Here is a 16,770-nt window from a genome sequence, read left to right on the forward strand (position 1 = left end):
GCTCAATGAGCAGATCCAAAACATTGAGTAAGGTAAGCAGTAAAGTGAATAACAATACGCATGTCTGTTAATGATGCGCTCGTTCAACTCATTGGCTCAATCACGTGATATCACCCGATTTTATTACCGCCTCGGTCTCTACATTTAGCTTGGTGTCTCTGGCGGAGATCGGCGACAAAAGTCAGCTGGTATGCATGGCGCTGGCAACGCGTCACCGTCACTGGCCCGTGCTTTTGGGTGCTGCGTCGGCCTTTTTACTGTTAAATGTTCTAGCCGTTGCTTTTGGCGCTAGTGTCGCCGCATGGATTCCTGAGAGCGTGTTAGCGGGCATCGTCGCTGCAATGTTTTTTGCCTTTGGTATCCAAGCACTACGTTCAGGTGATGACGATGAGGATCTCGAGATTCAAGAAAAATCCAATCACGGCGTGTTCGTCACCACTTTTTTAATGATTTTAGTTTCTGAATTTGGCGACAAAACTCAAATTGCTGTAGCCGGGCTGTCGACTTCATTGGCCGCTGTCCCCGTATGGGTCGGCGCCAGCCTTGCATTAGTACTCATCTCTGCCCTGGGCATCTGGGCCGGCAAGACATTAACCGGCAGAGTACCCTTGCACTGGCTGCACAGAGCGGGGGGATTACTATTTTTGGTCTTCGGTGGCTTGGCTGGCTATCAATGTATTCATGCCGTGTTAGAGCTATCGAGCTGAATTTGGCAGGCTCACGTATCCGTACTTAAGACTCAAACGCATCAATCAAATAGAGTGTCTAGGCGACTGCGCTCATAGCGAACCGCCCCAAATTTGAATCACCTGAGTTCAAATTTGTTGCAATCGTAACGCATGCGTAACGCGTATACTTCACCAGTGTCCACAACACGAACAGGAGAGTCGCAATGAAAACACTATCTAAAGTTACACTAATTACCGGTATCATCGGTTTCAGTTTGTTTGGCAACGTCGCGTTTGCACAAGATTCAAGCGATCAGTACAACACGTGCCAAGCTATCGTTAAACAAGCCTTGGGCGAGGAGTCGATTGTGAAAGTGAAAAGCTCTAAAACCCGATCTGGCGTAACTACCATCAAGCTCCAAGTCGTTCCCCCAACAGGTGGCCGATCGGTCATGCGCTGCATCAGCGATGCGAATACGGGTGGCGAAGTCAGCGTCATTGATAAGAACGGCAATAAGCTCTAAACGCACAGTCATGTAATGAACTGGGATGATCTGAAAATACTGTTAGCACTCAATCGTGAGCGGTCTTCGAGGAAGGCAGCGAACCGGCTTGGCATCAGTAACACAACGATTATCCGACGTTTAGAACTGCTCGAAGAAGCCGTGGGGGCTCGTCTGTTTGATCGCACCCCCGACGGCTTTCAAACCACGTCAGTGGGCGAGCAATTGGTAAGAACGGCAATTGAAGTCGAAGACAAAATTGCCGAAGGTGAGCGCCACGTGACCGGCAGAGACACAGATCTTGAGGGCATTATCAAGGTCGCGTTACCAGAGGGACCCGTGCAGTACATTGCTCAATCGTTTGCCGAATTCGTTAATCAATACCCCCGTATACAACTCGACTTATCGGCCAGCAACGAACCCGTTGACCTTGCCCGTCGAGAAGCAGACGTCGCACTTCGAGTATTGCGGCTTGACGCAAAGTTACCCAAAGATATTGTCGGTATCCGATTGGGATCGATGTCGTTTGGGTATTATATTCACAAAGACTTGCTTAGCGAGGTACAGGCGGGTCGTACACCACTTACCATCATGAGCTCCTCAACCGATGAGCCCGACATAAAACTCGCTCCCACCACGTACCCAACGCCCATTGTGAAACGTCACGTCATGCGAGGCGTAAACCAAATGCGCGCAGCCATTCTGTGTAGGATGGGCGCCGGCGAATTGCCCAGCATTGCGTGCTCCGACACCCCTGAAGTAGTTCAATTGCCGGACACCAAAGCAGAGCGTTATGGTTACGTTTGGCTGCTGTATCACAAAGACTTGAGACAATCGGCGCGAATTCGCGCCTTTTTTAAACATGTTGCGGGCCTGCAACGAAACTGGTCAGCAGCGTGGGATACCTCGACGAGCGCCGAGCAATAACCGAAAGGGGAGAGCGAGTGAGCACTCACCTTTGACTGCGTTTCAAAACAATTCTGGACCGAGCCCCTTGTGTCGCAAATGGGAATAGAATCAACACGGGCGACAGCGGACTACTGACTCATTAAAGCTAAGAAGCGATAACAGCAATCAACGCCAAGACAAATCCACCGCCAGCGATTTTCAAGCCATTCTTAAAGGCTGGTGCTGTGGGTAAATACATAAAAAAACGCTGATATTGAAAAGAATAACAGTGATAGACCAAAAGCGATGTTCAGGAAAAATAAGGGACTATTCGTTGTTGCCTTGTGCATGGCCACGATTTTATCGATAACAATTGGGTATTTCCTATCTGTGATGGTGGCTATACCCGTGTTTGGGTCATAGTCGCCATGAGAATGAATGATGACTTGCGGCGATTCATCTACTATCTTGAATCCTTTAATTCTCAGCGCACTTCCCAAACCTTCCGCTGCCAAACCGGCCTCAAGCTGAAAAACGACCAGGACAAAAAATAGCCAAAGCCCTAGAGTGTCGCAAGCAGAAATAAAAACGGCGCTATCAAGCAGGTCTGGATGACCATCACGATTTAAAATGTCATCACGTCAAAGTCCTTATCGAACTTCCTCTTGCCAATCGACACCGTTTGCCAACACAGCAACTGATGGAGAGCTTAGCGGTGACACAAGGGACTTCAATCGCGCACAAAGGAAGCGTAATTATGCAGCACTACTCGGGTTTTGGGCTGTTAAAGCACAGCCTCAGTCATCACGAAAATTGGCAACCCGCATGGCGTAACCCCACGCCCAAAAAACACTACGACGTCATTATTATTGGCGGTGGTGGTCATGGTCTGGCCACCGCGTACTACTTAGCTAAAGCGTTTGGAGTCACGAATGTCGCCGTGATCGAAAAAGGCTATCTCGGGGGCGGTAACACGGGTCGCAACACGACGATCGTTCGCTCTAATTACTTGTGGGACGAAGCAGCTCACCTGTACGAACACGCCATGAAACTGTGGGAGGGCTTGTCGCAAGACCTCAACTACAACGTCATGTTTTCGCAACGCGGCGTATTAAACTTAGGCCACACTTTACAAGATATGCGCGATATTCAGCGACGCGTTAACGCCAACCGTCTAAATGGTATTGACGGCGAGGTACTAGACGCCAAGCAAGTCCAAGAAATCGTGCCCCACATGGATTGTTCAGCCAACCGACGCTACCCCGTATTAGGCGCATCGTGGCAGCCTCGGGCAGGCGTTGCCCGCCACGATGCTGTCGCTTGGGGCTACGCCCGCGGTGCCGACGCACTTGGGGTCGACCTAATTCAACAAACAGCGGTAACCGACCTGCTGATTGAGGATGGCACCTGTGTCGGCGTCAAGACCGACCGCTACGGCGATATCAAAGCGAATCGCGTGGGCTCAGTAACCGCTGGCAACTCAAGTGTTATCGCTAACATGGCAGGTTTTGAACTGCCCTTAGAATCCCACCCGCTGCAAGCACTGGTATCCGAGCCCATCAAACCTATTTTGGACACCGTGGTGATGTCCAATCACGTGCATGGTTACGTCAGTCAGTCGGATAAAGGCGACCTAGTTATCGGAGCCGGCATTGATGGTTACAACGGCTACGGGCAGCGCGGCTCATACCCGACCATCGAACATACGCTGCAAGCCATTGTTGAACTCTTTCCTATCTTCAGCCGTGTTCGCATGAACCGGCAATGGGGTGGCATTGTCGACACCACACCCGATGCCTGCCCCATTATTAGCAAAACACCGATCGAGAATCTGTTCTTCAACTGTGGTTGGGGCACCGGAGGATTCAAAGCAACAACAGGGTCGGGGCATGTGTTTGCAGCCTCGCTCGCCAGCGGAGAGATGCACCCTTTAGCCGAACCATTTTCGATGTTCCGATTTCACTCTGGCGCCTTGATTGACGAACACGGTGCGGCCGGCGTAGCGCACTAAGGAGTTGATGCAATGTTCCACATTTACTGCCCGCACTGTTGCGAGTACCGCGAAGAAGAAGAGTTTCACCCCAAAGGTCAAGCGCATATACCGCGACCCATCGAGCCTGAGGCCTGCTCAGATGAAGAGTGGGGCAACTATTTGTATTTTCGTAAAAACCCGCGCGGTCTGCACCACGAACTGTGGGTGCACAACGCCGGTTGCCGTAAATTTTTTACTATCACACGCGATACCGTCACCTACGAAATTAAGGAGGTGTACAAGATTGGCGAAAAACCCGCTGTGGTCACCTCAGAAAAATCGGCTCAGTAAGGAGTAGCGACAATGGTACAAAAAAATCGCCTCCAGACTGGTGGCCGAATTAACCGAAATAAAATCTTGCGGTTTTCCTACAATGGCAAAAGCCTGCAGGGTTACGAAGGCGACACCCTTGCCTCAGCTTTATTAGCGAATGGTATTGATGTGGTAGGTCGGAGTTTCAAGTACAGCCGCCCGCGTGGCATTGTGGCGGCAGGCGCCGACGAACCCAATGCGATCATGCAACTGGGTGCGACCGAAGCCACACAGGTGCCGAACGTGCGCGCAACTCAGCAAGAACTGTTTGATGGCTTGGTCTCGGGGGCCGTCAATGGCTGGCCAAGCGTCGATAGTGACTTAATGAGTTATGTCGGGAAGATTGGTGGTAACGTCATGCCGCCCGGGTTCTACTACAAAACGTTCATGTACCCACAATCCATGTGGGAAACCTACGAAACCTTCATCCGCAAAGCAGCGGGGCTCGGCCGCTCGCCGCTCGAATACGACCCCGATACTTATGACAAGCTTAACCAGCATTGCGATGTCTTAGTTGTTGGTGGTGGCCCTGCTGGTCTCGCGGCAGCTCTTACCGCGGCGCGAGCCGGCGCACGCGTGATTCTTGCCGATGAGCAAGCCGAGTTTGGCGGCAGCCTGTTAAGCTCAAAAGAGACGCTAGATGATATGCCCGCTGACACGTGGATAACAAACGCCGTAAGCGAGCTGTCCGACTACAAGGACGCTTTGCTACTCCCACGCTCAACCGTCAACGGCTATCACGATCACAATTTTCTTACTATTCACGAGCGGTGCACCGATCATATGAGCGATCGAGCGCCCGCGAACAAACCACGGCAACGCTTACATCGTGTGCGTGCTAAATGGGTGGTGTTGGCCTGCGGTGCTCACGAGCGACCTCTGGTCTTCGGCAATAACGATGTCCCTGGCTGCATGCTGGCAAGCGCGGTATCGACCTATATCAACCGCTATGGCGTTGTGCCCGGCCATGAACTGGTGCTGATGACCACTAATGACAGTGCCTATCAAACCGCCTTTGATTGGCACGAAGGCGGGCGCAAAGTCACAGCAATTGTCGATACCCGTCAGAACCCCCAAGGCGCCTGTGTTGCGAAAGCTTCGAGCCTGGGTATTACGGTGATTACGGGCTCTGCCGTCATCGATGCGGTGGGCTCTAAGCGAGTTAAAGCCGCTATGATTGCGCCAATCAGTGCCGACGGGAGTCAAGTCGTTGGGCCCGCAACTCGCGTCCGCGCCGATACCATTGCCAGCAGTGGTGGCTGGAGTCCCGTGATTCACCTTGCCGGACACACCGGCAGCAGGCCTATTTGGAACGAAGACATTCTCGGCTTTGTGGCAGGCCCAACCGTGCAAAAACAGCTGACCGCAGGCGCGATTACGGGCGAGTATTCTACCTCAGGCGCAATCGCTCAAGGTGTGAGCGCTGCCAATCAAGCGCTGACCGAACTTGGTATCGCTAAGGTCGAACTTGCCGTGCCAGCAGGGAGATCGGAAGTGCCAGACCCGACCATGGCGCTATTTCATATTCCCCACACAAAACGCACCGCTCAAGCACCGAAACAATTTGTTGATTTGCAGAACGATGTGACTGCCGCTGGTATCGAACTTGCGTGCCGCGAGGGCTATGAATCGATTGAACACGTAAAGCGCTACACCGCCATGGGTTTTGGTACCGATCAAGGGAAACTCGGCAACATTAATGGAATGGCCATTGCCGCCAAAGCGTTGGGTAAATCCATCCCGGAAACAGGCACAACCATGTTCCGTCCGAACTATACGCCGGTAACTTTTGGGGCCATTGTGGGGCGGGATTGCGGTGAACTATTCGACCCGCAACGCTTCACAGCGATGCATTCGTGGCACCTGAGGCACGGTGCTAAATTTGAAGACGTCGGGCAATGGAAGCGCCCTTGGTATTTCCCGAAGGACGGGGAGACCATGCAGCAGGCCGTCGATCGCGAGTGCCTGGCAACGCGCGAATCTGTGGGTGTACTTGACGCATCAACCCTCGGCAAGATTGATATTCAAGGCAAAGATGCCCGCGAATTCTTAGGGCGCGTCTATACCAATGCCTGGGCTAAGCTCGCTGTAGGCCGCTGCCGCTATGGCCTAATGTGCGGCGAAGACGGCATGTTATTCGACGATGGGGTCACTGCGTGTTTGGGCGACAACCACTTTGTGATGACCACCACTACCGGTGGCGCAGCCAGAGTGTATGAATGGCTCGAACTCTATCATCAGACTGAATGGCCTGAGCTTGAGGTGTATTTCAACACCGTAACGGATCACTGGGCGACCATCACAATTTCAGGACCCAATAGCCGTAAGTTGCTGACAGAACTGACGGATGCCGACGTGTCAAACGACAGCTTTGGCCACATGGACTGGAAAGAAATGACCGTGGCCGGTGTCCCAGCCAGGGTCTTTCGCATATCGTTTACTGGAGAACTTTCATTTGAAATTAATGTACAAGCCAACTTCGGCTTACATGTTTGGGAGCAGGTGTTCGAGCATGGAGCAAAGTACAATATCACCCCCTACGGTACCGAGACGATGCACGTTCTTCGAGCCGAAAAGGGGTTTATCATCGTCGGCCAAGACACCGATGGCTCGGTGCACCCCTACGATTTAGGTATGGGCTGGGCCGTTGCCCAGCAAAAACCTTTCAGCTTTATAGGCAAACGCGGCATGGCACGGGAAGACTGCGTACGCCAAAATCGCAAGCAATTAGTGGGCCTAAAAACAACCGACCCGAATGTTGTACTACCCGAAGGGGCTCAAGGGGTATTCGACCCCAAGGCACCCATTCCCATGCCGATGGTGGGGCATGTTACCTCAAGTTACTACAGCGCCAACTTGGGCCGCAGTATCGCTCTAGGACTCGTGAAAGGCGGCTTGGACCGTCTAGGTCAAAAAGTCTATTACCCCCTAGCCGACGGCCGAGTCATCGAAGCAGAGATTTGCAGCACCGTGTTCTTTGATCCGACAGGAGAGCGTCTAAATGTCTGAAGCAAGAAGCCCCGTTGCCATTATGAATCAAGTACCCGAAGCAAGCGCGAACGTGCGCGGCGAATCGCCACTGCACCACGTCGACTTGGCCAACATGGCGTCTCTTTCGACCCGGGGCGCTGGTGTGATATTTCAGGAACTTGGCCTACAAGGGCACCTAACCCTGCGCTGTCAACCTGATGACGCCCAGCTCACCAATATCGCCCAACGAATTTTAGGCGTGGCTCTACCGCTGCGTCCTCTCACCAGTGTAGAAGGGGCGGATGTTGTCATTCGCTGGATAGCACCCGACGAGTGGCTTATCTCGCTGCCCAACGACAAGGTGTTTGAGCTTGAAACCAGGTTTCGCGCTGAGATGACAGGCCATTATTCTCTGGTCAATGGCAGTGGTGGGATGACGGTCTTTATCCTGAGCGGTGAACATGTCGTCGACGTTCTCAAGAAGTCCACGCCGATCGACGTGCACGAGTCTGTTTTTCCTGTAGGGAAAGTGGTTTCTACGGTGTTTGCCAAATCGAGTGCTGTAGTTCGCCGGTTGGGGCCCCAAGAGTTCGAGCTGGTAGTGCGTCGTAGCTTTGCCGATTACCTCTGGTTGTGGCTGCAAAGTGCGAGCCAAGAGTTCGGACTCGCGATAGCCGATGCGGGCACCTCTACACCACAGCGGCAATTTTAAGATTCTGCTGCGGTCTTGCCGGCGACAGATCGTGCTCGGCTGGCACCGGGGGTCATGCCAAAGGAATCTTTAAAGCAGTTGTTAAAATGGCTAATGCTGACAAAGCCACAGGCAATAGCAACGTTCGTTATCGATTCATTAGTTTGCGTAAGCAGCCGTTTCGCGTGCCTCAAACGTAACTCTAAATAGTAGCGTGAAGGGCTACTATCTAGGTGAGCGTGAAACAGCCGTTCCATTTGCCGCCGTGATACCTGACTGTGATCGGCGAGCTCTACTAAGGTTAAAGGTTCTTCAATATTCTTGCGCATCAGCTCTAGAACTTCGCGCAGCGGCTCAGGCAGCGTGGGGTCATCGGCCATCTGCAGAGGAATAGCGTCCTGATCGGCACTGGTAATATCGCAGCTGAGAATTTCGCGTATCGCGCGGACAATTTCAGCGCCTCGATAACGCGCAATCAGTTTCAACATCATCTCGAGCGCGCTCGCGGGCCCGGTGCACGTTGCACGATGCTGGGTGACGACCAGCGTGTTTCTAGACACCCGCACCTGGGGAAATTGCTCTTTCATCAGCGCGTGATTGTCGGGGTGTATTGCGCATTCTTGATGACTGAGTAAGTTGGCGTGTGCCAACGCTACCGCGCCATTCCACAATCCACCCAATAAGCCACCTTGCTTGTCAAACGACTTAAGAATGTGACTGAGTGGCGAGTACTCTGACAACGAACAACGCAGACCGCCACAAACGATCAACACATCAAAGCTTGAAAAATCGGTCTCTAAGGATTTAAGAGTTCCGTTTGCAGCAATTTCAATACCGACGTCGCTCATGGTAACAGCGGATGATAAACCGTAAGTCTGATACGCAAACACGGGCTCGGGGGATACCAAATTCGCCGTGACAAGCGCATCGAGCGCGCCCGTAAAAGCAACCAACGAGAAGTTGGGTTGCAGGATAAAACCAACGTTAACCTTAGCCATTGACGTCCTAGCGAGCCACGGCATCGGCGCGGTTAAGCGCTTCGCCTTCAATCAAACCACTACTATACACTGAGCCGTTAGCCACGCGCGATGTTTACGCCCGACAAGATGGCGCACCGCTACAAGGATGAAACTCGAGCGGCCCGCGCCATACTTTTGCGGGCAACGCCGCAAAAAGCAAATGCCGACAGCAAGCTCATTAAGGGTAGCAGAACCACGAAAGCCGAGCGCAAGCCAACAATATCAGCCAATACGCCCGTCAAATACGGCCCGGGCGCAAGCCCCAACAAGTTGTTCATCAGAGTCAGCATGGCAAAGGCTGTACCGTGTATGGCGGCCGGCGTGAGTGCTGCAACTAAAGCACCGGCAGGCCCCGTGGTCGCCGCGCAAAAAAACATAGCAATCGCTATGCTAACCAGTTGGACTGCGCCTGCGGGTACGCTAAACGCAAGCAGTAAACCAATGGCTGAACACAGGCAGTACGCCATGGCAATCTGCTCAGCTCGATAACGCCCCTGCTGCCTGATGCGATCTGCTACGTAACCGCTCACGATCATGCCGATGCCGCCAATGAATACAAGGCCGCCCGCGGTTAAACCCGCAGTTGCCGTGTCCCATTGGTATTGTCGGTTTAAGAAACTGGGCAACCAAGCCATTAACGACGCACTGACAAACAGCTGCAAACCGCTGCCAAAATAGACCCACGGTAATTGAGCACCGCGCCAGACAGATTTAAACGCCACCATCATCGGTGTAGCGGCTTCGATGGCTGATTGTGGGCGCGGGTCACGCACTAACAATGGGTAAATCAAGGCCAGCATTAGGCCAAACAATGCCATGGCCCCGAAGGCGTAACGCCAGCCTAAAACGTTGGCAAGCACCCCACCCAAGGCCAACCCAAGAACTGAGCCCATCATACCACCGGCCATAAAAGCTGCACTCAGTGTCGCGCGGAGCCGCTCTGGAAAGGCCGATAACACCAAGGCAATACCCACACTGCCATAGGCGGCTTCGCCGATACCAACCATGAACCGACCCGCAAACATCTGCGCGAACGACTGAGAGTAGGCACACAGCAGGGTGGCGAGACTCCAAAGCACGGCCATCAAGGTTAAGCTTTTTACTCGGCCCCAGCGATCTGCTAAAAATGATAAAGGCACCGTCAGCAAACCAACCATTAACGCAACGATTCCCGACAAAGACCCCAACTGCGCATCGGATAACGCCCATTCCATTTTTAACAAGGGAAAGACGGCATTCAGCACTTGCCTCGACATATAGTCCGATATCAGCAGACCGAAGGTCAGAGCGAAGATGACCCAAGCATAACGATCGTAATCTGGCGTGATGGCGCTGCGCGACATCGACGTTTACGCGCGCAAACGGTGTAGATTAGGCGCAAAACCATTGCGCGCGAGCGTCTCATCGGCCGAGCTATAGAATTCGCCCAAGCGATAGATACGCCTTGCTTCTTCGGCGGTCGCAACCTTGCGGCCAAACTCTTCGGAAATACGCACAAGTTGCTGAATTTGCTCGACCGAGGACATCTTGCGATCGCGCCGCTGAGTCCAGATATTGTCCTCAATCCCACAGCGCACATGAAGCCCCATGGCGATGGCCATCATGTTAATAGGCAGGACGTTCAACATCGATGATTCCAGCGTTAACACCGAACCGTCGGGACAAGCTCGGACAAAGTTCGCCAAGTTATAGATATTAGGCGCATCAAAGCCACCACCAATCGCCACCCACGTCAAAATCAGGGGCACGTTGGCCGCGCCGCGGCGCATCATACGCTCCACAGTTTCGAGCTGCGATACACCCGACAATTGGAAGTGCGTTTGAATACCATTGGCCGATAATCGACGAATATGTTCCTCGACCCACTCAGGGCCCGCGGGTATCGTCATTTCTTGGTAAGCGTACTTCAACTCGGGATCGGCGAGCGAGGTGCCGGCAATATCTGCATCGCACATCTGCTCGATGATGTTCATCTGATTCGTGTTAATCGCAATGGTAACTTGATCGGGCACGGGCGTAAGTTCGGCCAACATGTGGCGAGTATCATCAGACAGCCACTTCGCCGCCTCACCGTCGCTTTCAGGTGCAAACGAAATCGACCCCCCAACTTGAATAATCATTTCAGGGACCGCTTCACGAACACCAGCAATTAGCTCGTTGAACTTTGACAATCGCTTCGAGCCTTTGCCATCGAGTTCACGCACATGCAGATGCAAGACCGTCGCACCCGCTTCGTAACAATCTACGGCCTTTTGTATCTGCTCTTCCATCGTGATCGGAATGTCCGCCGGGAAGTCCTCTGGCTCCCACTCAGGGCCATAGGGAGCACAGGTAATGACCAAATCTTCTTGGTTTTCTGGAAACATCGATCCATCTTGAAAATGCATAAATCACCTCGGTTATTGTTTTAGTTCGAGTCGCCCATAATGCCGGCGCGTTCCATTTTGCGGTGGCAGGGCGGGTAATCCATGACCGCGTAGTGTTGCGTACTGCGGTTGTCCCAAATCGCAATGCTGTTGGGGGCCCATCGAAAGCGCACTTGATATTCGGGGATCATTGCTTGGCTAACTAAATACTGCAAAAGCTGGGCGCTACCCGCTGTAAAGTCCTGACCAACGCGCACGCGGTTGGGCTGGTGGTAGTTTGTGAAGTGGGTTGTGAAACTATTCACGTTCAAAATTCGTTCGCCGGTTTCTGGATGTGTACGAACAACAGGGTGCTCGGCGTCGGGGTACTGCTGGTGCAGCGCTAGACGTTGCTCGCGTGACATGGCAGCACCAAACGTTGCCTCTATTGAGTGCCGCGCGCACAAATCCTCAATCTCATCTTTAACGGCTTCGGGTAATTTGTCATACGCCAGGGCCATGTTGGCCCACAGCGTATCGCCTCCCACTGGCGGGCACTCGATACAGCGCAAAACACAACCTTTGGGTGGGATCTCACGCCACGTCGCATCGGCATGCCACGCATTTTCATAGCGGCTTGGGGGTGCATCGGGTGTTTTGTAAATTCGCACTAAACCTGGGTAATCGGGATCGGAACCCGCCACGGGGTGATCCTCTAAGGGACCTATACGCTTAGCAAAAGCGACGTGTTCGGCGCGTGTAAGATCTTGGTCTCTTAAAAATACGACCTTGTGTTCTAATACCGCTCGATAAATCTCGTTGAACAAGACTTCACTGTGAATTGCGTCTTTCAGCTGAACGTCGCTCAGCTCGGCTCCAATAGCGCATGTTAAGGGCAAGATGTTCATGTGCTTGCTTTACGCCACAAAAATCGAACAACCGGTGGTGCTTCGACTTTCAAGATCTCGATGGGCCTGCGCGGCATCCTCTAAACGATACACTTGGTTCACATCGATTTTAATTGCGCCCGAACGCACATGACCAAATATCGCATCAACCAATGCCTGTTTTTCGGCAGGGTCTGCAATATAGTCGGCCAGTGCTGGACGCGTCAGGTACAAAGACCCTTTCATCGCTAACAGCTGCGGATCAAAGGGCGGGATAGTACCCGACGCAGTGCCTACACAAACCATCAAGCCGCGTCGCCGCAAGCTATCAAGAGATTGTTCGAAAGTGGTTCGCCCCACACTGTCAAACACCACATCCACGCCTTGACCACCGGTCAAGTCACGCACTGCAGACACTACGTCAGATTCGCTGTAATTGATCACCTCAGCACAACCCGCAGTCAGCGCCGCTTGGCGTTTTGCCTCGGTTGAGACGGTGCCGATAACCCGAATTCCCAATAATGCTGCCCACTGACTGACAATCGAGCCCACACCGCCGGCGGCAGCGTGCAGTAATAGCGTATCTCCGGCTTTAAAGGGATGTATCTGGGTCATTAAATAGGCTGATGTTAAGCCTCGCATGGTCATCGCCGCCGCTGTCGTTAGCGGGATATCATCGGGTACTTTTATCAGCACAGAAGCATCGATCAGGCGCTCGGTAGAGTAGGCGCCCAGAGTATTAATGAAACCGGTATAGGTCACGCGATCACCGACCGCGACGCATTCGACGCCCTCGCCCAAGGCCTCCACCACGCCCGCGGCTTCCACGCCCAAACCGTTGGGCATCTCAATAGGGTAAGTACCATCGCGAAAGTAGGTATCAGCGTAATTAAGCCCTATGGCCTCGTGTCGGACCTTTACTTGACCCGGGCCAGGTGCACCGATGGCAACCTCAGTACAATACAATACCTCGGGGCCACCGGCGGAATCCATTCGTACAACTGTCGCCATGACGTTCGCCTTTGTTATGCCTTATGGCCACAATGTAGTACTGGATTCGAGCAGAAACTTGATTATTCGCGACAAAAACTTATCATATCGCGACGATGTATCGATAATTGTCCTTGGAGCTCTCTATGCCGGCCATGGTTCGCGCCGCCTTGCTCGGCAACTATGCCGCCACAGCCAAGCGTTTAGGGTTGGACCCGAGGGTGTATCTGGCGCAGTACGACCTGCCCATCAGCGTGTTAAACCACCCCGATAGGCGAATCCCCGCCAGCATTGTTGGTGCCTTACTTGAGCAAAGCGCACTGGACTCGGACTGTACGACCTTTGGCTTGGAAATGGCGAGCACGCGCCAAATGTCGGACTTTGGGGTCGTGGGCTTACTGCTAACACATCAACCTAGCCTACGTGCCGCACTAAAAATTACCCAAGACTACCGCTATCTGCTGAATGACTCGCTAATTATTGATGTTGAAGAAAGCGACAATCTCGCAATTATCCGAGAAGAAATCGTATCCGATAACCAACTCTCGAACCCCCAAACCAGCAACTACGGCCTGGGCGTTTTATTCAAAATGTTTCAGGCCTTTTTGGGGCCTCAGTGGCATCCTCACTCGATGTATTTTAGCCATCAAGCGCCCTCGGACCTCAAGCCCTTTCGAGACTTTTTTGGCTGTCGCTGCTATTTTGGCGCTGACTTCAATGGCTTGGTGTGTACCTCGCAAGATCTAGATACGCCCAATCAAGTCGCCGACCCAATCATGCGAAACTACCTTGAGCGATTCTTAGAGTCGATGCGCAGCGACTCGCCACTCTCACTCAGCGACGAAATACGCCAGGCTATTGCCCTACTGTTACCTTTGGGTCGTTCATCGATAGACCAAATTGCGCCCACTCTGGGGGTGCATCCGCGCACCTTGCAACGGCGCCTGCGCGAACAAGGCCTAAGCTATTCGAATCTGCTTCTGGAAACACGGGTAGAATTGTTAAAGCGGTATATGGCAAATGGTCAGTATTCGCTGGGCTCGATTGCTGAGCTCCTAGGCTACGCGTCTGCACCGGCATTTACACGTTGGTTCCAGGGGCAATTTGGCGAAAGCCCTCGCGCCTACCGTCAGCGCTTGCACCCCTCCATACACCCAGCACGCGCTGTGCCCAGCCTAGCCCGTAAAAAATAAATTGCCCCAGAATACCGCCGCGAGAACGCCAGTGAGGTCTGCGAGCAAGGCAACCACTATCACATAGCGCGTGCGCACAATACCGACGGCGCCGAAATACACGGCTAAGACGTAGAAGGTAGTCTCAGTGGAGCCCTGCATGACACTCGCGATAAACGCCGATAGCGAGTTGGGGTCTTGGTTCACGATGTCACTCATAACCGCAAAGGCACCCGAACCAGACAACGGCCTTACCAAAGCCATAGGCAGAGTGTCAGCAGGCATGCCAATAAGATTGGTCAAAGGTGCGAGTATGTTAATTAACATATCCAGTGCCCCTGAGGATCGAAACAGCGCAATCGCCACCAAGATCGCCACCAGAAAAGGAATAATGCGCAGCGCAACGTCAAAGCCTTCTTTGGCCCCATCGCACACCGACTCATACACGGCCACCTGGCGACTCAGACCATAGGTCACCAACACGCCCATCAAAAATGGAATCAACCACGTGGGCAGTACATCAATAAAAAAGGCGAGCGGGGCAGCACCGCTTTGCGCATGAGCTACAAACTGAAAGACCGCCGCACCCAAAAACACCAGTAAGTACACAGGCAGCATAAAACGGCGCCAACCCTCTGCTTGCATCTCGGGCACGATCTGATACTCGGGCTGGTCCAAATCAAGTTCAACGCTCGATGGAGAGACGCCTCCAGAATGAGCGACAGGTGGGTAGGGATCTCGGCGGGCAAATAACTTTGCCAACATAACCGCCACTAGGGTAGAGCAAGCTGTTGCCAAGATCGATGGCAACAAAATACCAGCGGGGTCGTCTGCGCCGGCGCCGGCCCGAACCGCAATCGCTCCCAGTGGGAGCAACGTCACCGAACTCGTGTTAATGGCTAAAAACAAACACATGGCATGCGTGGCGGTGCCTTTGTGCTTATTCAAGCTCTCTAAAGCCTGCATGGCTTTAATACCAAAGGGCGTAGCGGCATTACCCAGACCCAGAATGTTCGACGACATGTTCATAATCATGGCGCTCATGGCCGGGTGGTCGCCAGGAACTTCGGGAAACAGCCGCGTCATCACCGGCTGTAGCTTGCGCGCAATCACGCTTAAGAGACCCGCGTTCTCAGCAACCTTCATCAAGCCCAACCACAAAGCCATAGCACCGACTAAGCTAATGGCTAAGGTCACTGCCGTTTTAGCGGCATCAAAAGAGGCTTTAGTTAAGGACTCCATACTGCCGTTAAACAAGGCCACAAAAATGCCGCCCAACATCAGGGTCACGAAGATCGTGTTAATCGCCGAACTCTTACTTGGTTGAGCCATGACGTAAACCTATTCTGATCTAAGGCCGAGTGGCTACGGCATAAGTCTTCGGGCGGGATAGCCTCATACCTGTTTAGCGTCAGGCCAGTCCGGGATACGCACCGCCATCCAATAAGACCGTTTGCCCCGTCATGTAACCTGCGTGAGTGCTGCACATAAACGCGCAAAAATGGCCGAATTCTTCGGCGGTACCAAAACGCTTGGCAGGAACTTGGTTACGGGAAAGCTCTTCAACTTCGCCCGGCGTTTTTCCCATCATGGCTGAGCGAGCCACAAAAATACCGTCTAAGCGCTCAGTAGCGTGTAAACCGGGTAACAGGCTATTGATTGTCACATTGTGTTGAGCGAGTCCCGCCGAGATGCCCTTGCAGTAAGACACTAAGCCCGAACGCATCGCATTGGACAAATCTAAACCTACCATCGGCATTTTTACCGAGGCACTGGTAATGGTCACGATACGGCCGAAGCCGCGCTCACACATGCCGGTGACGGCGCGATTAATTAGATCTGTCATTCCATACAGGTTTGAATTTAAGGCCGCGACCCAGTCTTGCTCATTCAACTGCCGAAAGTCTTTCACCGGGGGTCCACCCGCATTAACCACCAGAATATCGGGCTGAGGGCTCGCCGCGTATACAGCGTCACGGCCTTCGGCAGTCGACAGATCGGCCGCGCAGGTCGTAATAGCGACATCCGGTGCTGCTCGGCGCAGATCCTCAGCTGCAGCTTCCAAGGCATCGGCCGAGCGCGCCACCATCAATACATTGACACCCTCAGCCGCTAGGGCTTGCGCCGAGCCCAGCCCTAAACCTTTTGAAGCACCGCAAACAATCGCTGAACGACCACGTATCCCTAAATCCATTGTTACCTCACCTCTATTGACCAGGCCCCAGCAGCAGGTGTTGGGGCGTATTTATTATCAAGCCTTGAGCTTACACCGCCCACATTCCACAATACAGTC

General features: G+C 53.1%; 16 protein-coding genes. 8 read left to right on the plus strand and 8 right to left on the minus strand.

What is annotated here, in order from left to right:
* Window positions 1-104 precede the first annotated feature (104 nt).
* The 3 genes from EYZ66_RS13705 (at window position 105) to EYZ66_RS13715 (ending at window position 2,098) form a co-directional block, all read left to right on the plus strand.
* The gene (locus EYZ66_RS13705; protein ID WP_009575811.1) at window positions 105-707 is read left to right on the plus strand and encodes a TMEM165/GDT1 family protein; all 603 of its coding nucleotides are present in this window, start codon (window positions 105-107) and stop codon (window positions 705-707) included.
* A 185-nt stretch (window positions 708-892) separates the two neighbouring features.
* On the plus strand, window positions 893-1,192 hold the full coding sequence (locus EYZ66_RS13710) for a hypothetical protein (protein ID WP_009575810.1): 300 nt from the start codon (window positions 893-895) through the stop codon (window positions 1,190-1,192).
* A gap of 15 nt (window positions 1,193-1,207) precedes the next feature.
* Window positions 1,208-2,098: a LysR family transcriptional regulator gene (locus tag EYZ66_RS13715; protein ID WP_009575809.1), complete on the plus strand. Its 891-nt coding sequence runs from the start codon at window positions 1,208-1,210 to the stop codon at window positions 2,096-2,098.
* A 191-nt stretch (window positions 2,099-2,289) separates the two neighbouring features.
* On the opposite strand, the gene EYZ66_RS13720 is transcribed toward EYZ66_RS13715, so the two are convergent.
* A complete protein-coding gene (locus tag EYZ66_RS13720) occupies window positions 2,290-2,574 on the minus strand; it encodes a hypothetical protein (RefSeq protein ID WP_009575808.1) in 285 nt (94 codons plus the stop codon).
* 242 nt (window positions 2,575-2,816) lie between these two features.
* Between EYZ66_RS13720 and EYZ66_RS13725 the strand changes: the two genes are divergently transcribed.
* The 4 genes from EYZ66_RS13725 to EYZ66_RS13740 are packed head-to-tail and all read left to right on the plus strand — an operon-like array spanning window position 2,817 to window position 8,085.
* Complete coding sequence (locus EYZ66_RS13725; protein WP_009575807.1) at window positions 2,817-4,070, plus strand: sarcosine oxidase subunit beta family protein; 1,254 nt, start codon at window positions 2,817-2,819, stop codon at window positions 4,068-4,070.
* A gap of 12 nt (window positions 4,071-4,082) precedes the next feature.
* Window positions 4,083-4,382: a sarcosine oxidase subunit delta gene (locus tag EYZ66_RS13730; RefSeq protein ID WP_009575806.1), complete on the plus strand. Its 300-nt coding sequence runs from the start codon at window positions 4,083-4,085 to the stop codon at window positions 4,380-4,382.
* 12 nt (window positions 4,383-4,394) lie between these two features.
* Window positions 4,395-7,412: a sarcosine oxidase subunit alpha gene (locus tag EYZ66_RS13735; RefSeq protein ID WP_160195707.1), complete on the plus strand. Its 3,018-nt coding sequence runs from the start codon at window positions 4,395-4,397 to the stop codon at window positions 7,410-7,412.
* Window positions 7,405-8,085: a sarcosine oxidase subunit gamma gene (locus EYZ66_RS13740; RefSeq protein ID WP_009574350.1), complete on the plus strand. Its 681-nt coding sequence runs from the start codon at window positions 7,405-7,407 to the stop codon at window positions 8,083-8,085. Before EYZ66_RS13735 ends, EYZ66_RS13740 begins: the two co-directional genes overlap by 8 nt.
* Here the strand turns inward: EYZ66_RS13740 and EYZ66_RS13745 are convergent.
* The 5 genes from EYZ66_RS13745 to EYZ66_RS13765 form a co-directional block, all read right to left on the minus strand.
* Window positions 8,082-9,062 (minus strand): GlxA family transcriptional regulator, encoded by a 981-nt coding sequence (locus EYZ66_RS13745; protein ID WP_009574351.1) that lies wholly within the window; start codon window positions 9,060-9,062, stop codon window positions 8,082-8,084. The two genes, EYZ66_RS13740 and EYZ66_RS13745, sit on opposite strands and share 4 nt — an antisense overlap.
* A gap of 119 nt (window positions 9,063-9,181) precedes the next feature.
* Entirely contained in the window at window positions 9,182-10,426 is a 1,245-nt protein-coding gene (locus tag EYZ66_RS13750; protein ID WP_009574352.1) for an MFS transporter, read from the minus strand.
* Between the two features lie 6 nt (window positions 10,427-10,432).
* A complete protein-coding gene (locus tag EYZ66_RS13755; protein ID WP_009574353.1) occupies window positions 10,433-11,470 on the minus strand; it encodes a beta-keto acid cleavage family enzyme in 1,038 nt (345 codons plus the stop codon).
* A gap of 20 nt (window positions 11,471-11,490) precedes the next feature.
* A complete protein-coding gene (locus EYZ66_RS13760; protein WP_009574354.1) occupies window positions 11,491-12,336 on the minus strand; it encodes a TauD/TfdA dioxygenase family protein in 846 nt (281 codons plus the stop codon).
* 9 nt (window positions 12,337-12,345) lie between these two features.
* Window positions 12,346-13,326: a quinone oxidoreductase family protein gene (locus EYZ66_RS13765; protein ID WP_009574355.1), complete on the minus strand. Its 981-nt coding sequence runs from the start codon at window positions 13,324-13,326 to the stop codon at window positions 12,346-12,348.
* Between the two features lie 125 nt (window positions 13,327-13,451).
* On the opposite strand from EYZ66_RS13765, the gene EYZ66_RS13770 reads away from it, so the two are divergent.
* Complete coding sequence (locus EYZ66_RS13770; RefSeq protein WP_009574356.1) at window positions 13,452-14,498, plus strand: AraC family transcriptional regulator; 1,047 nt, start codon at window positions 13,452-13,454, stop codon at window positions 14,496-14,498.
* Here the strand turns inward: EYZ66_RS13770 and EYZ66_RS13775 are convergent.
* Both EYZ66_RS13775 and EYZ66_RS13780 read right to left on the minus strand, forming a co-directional pair.
* Window positions 14,481-15,809, minus strand: a complete 1,329-nt coding sequence (locus tag EYZ66_RS13775; RefSeq protein ID WP_040815690.1) for a nucleoside recognition domain-containing protein — start codon at window positions 15,807-15,809, stop codon at window positions 14,481-14,483. The genes EYZ66_RS13770 and EYZ66_RS13775 overlap by 18 nt on opposite strands.
* A 79-nt stretch (window positions 15,810-15,888) precedes the next feature.
* Window positions 15,889-16,671, minus strand: coding sequence for an SDR family oxidoreductase (locus EYZ66_RS13780; RefSeq protein WP_009574358.1), 783 nt, complete (start codon window positions 16,669-16,671; stop codon window positions 15,889-15,891).
* Window positions 16,672-16,770: the final 99 nt, after the last annotated feature.

Source organism: Aequoribacter fuscus, from assembly GCF_009910365.1.
Classification (GTDB): domain Bacteria; phylum Pseudomonadota; class Gammaproteobacteria; order Pseudomonadales; family Halieaceae; genus Aequoribacter; species Aequoribacter fuscus.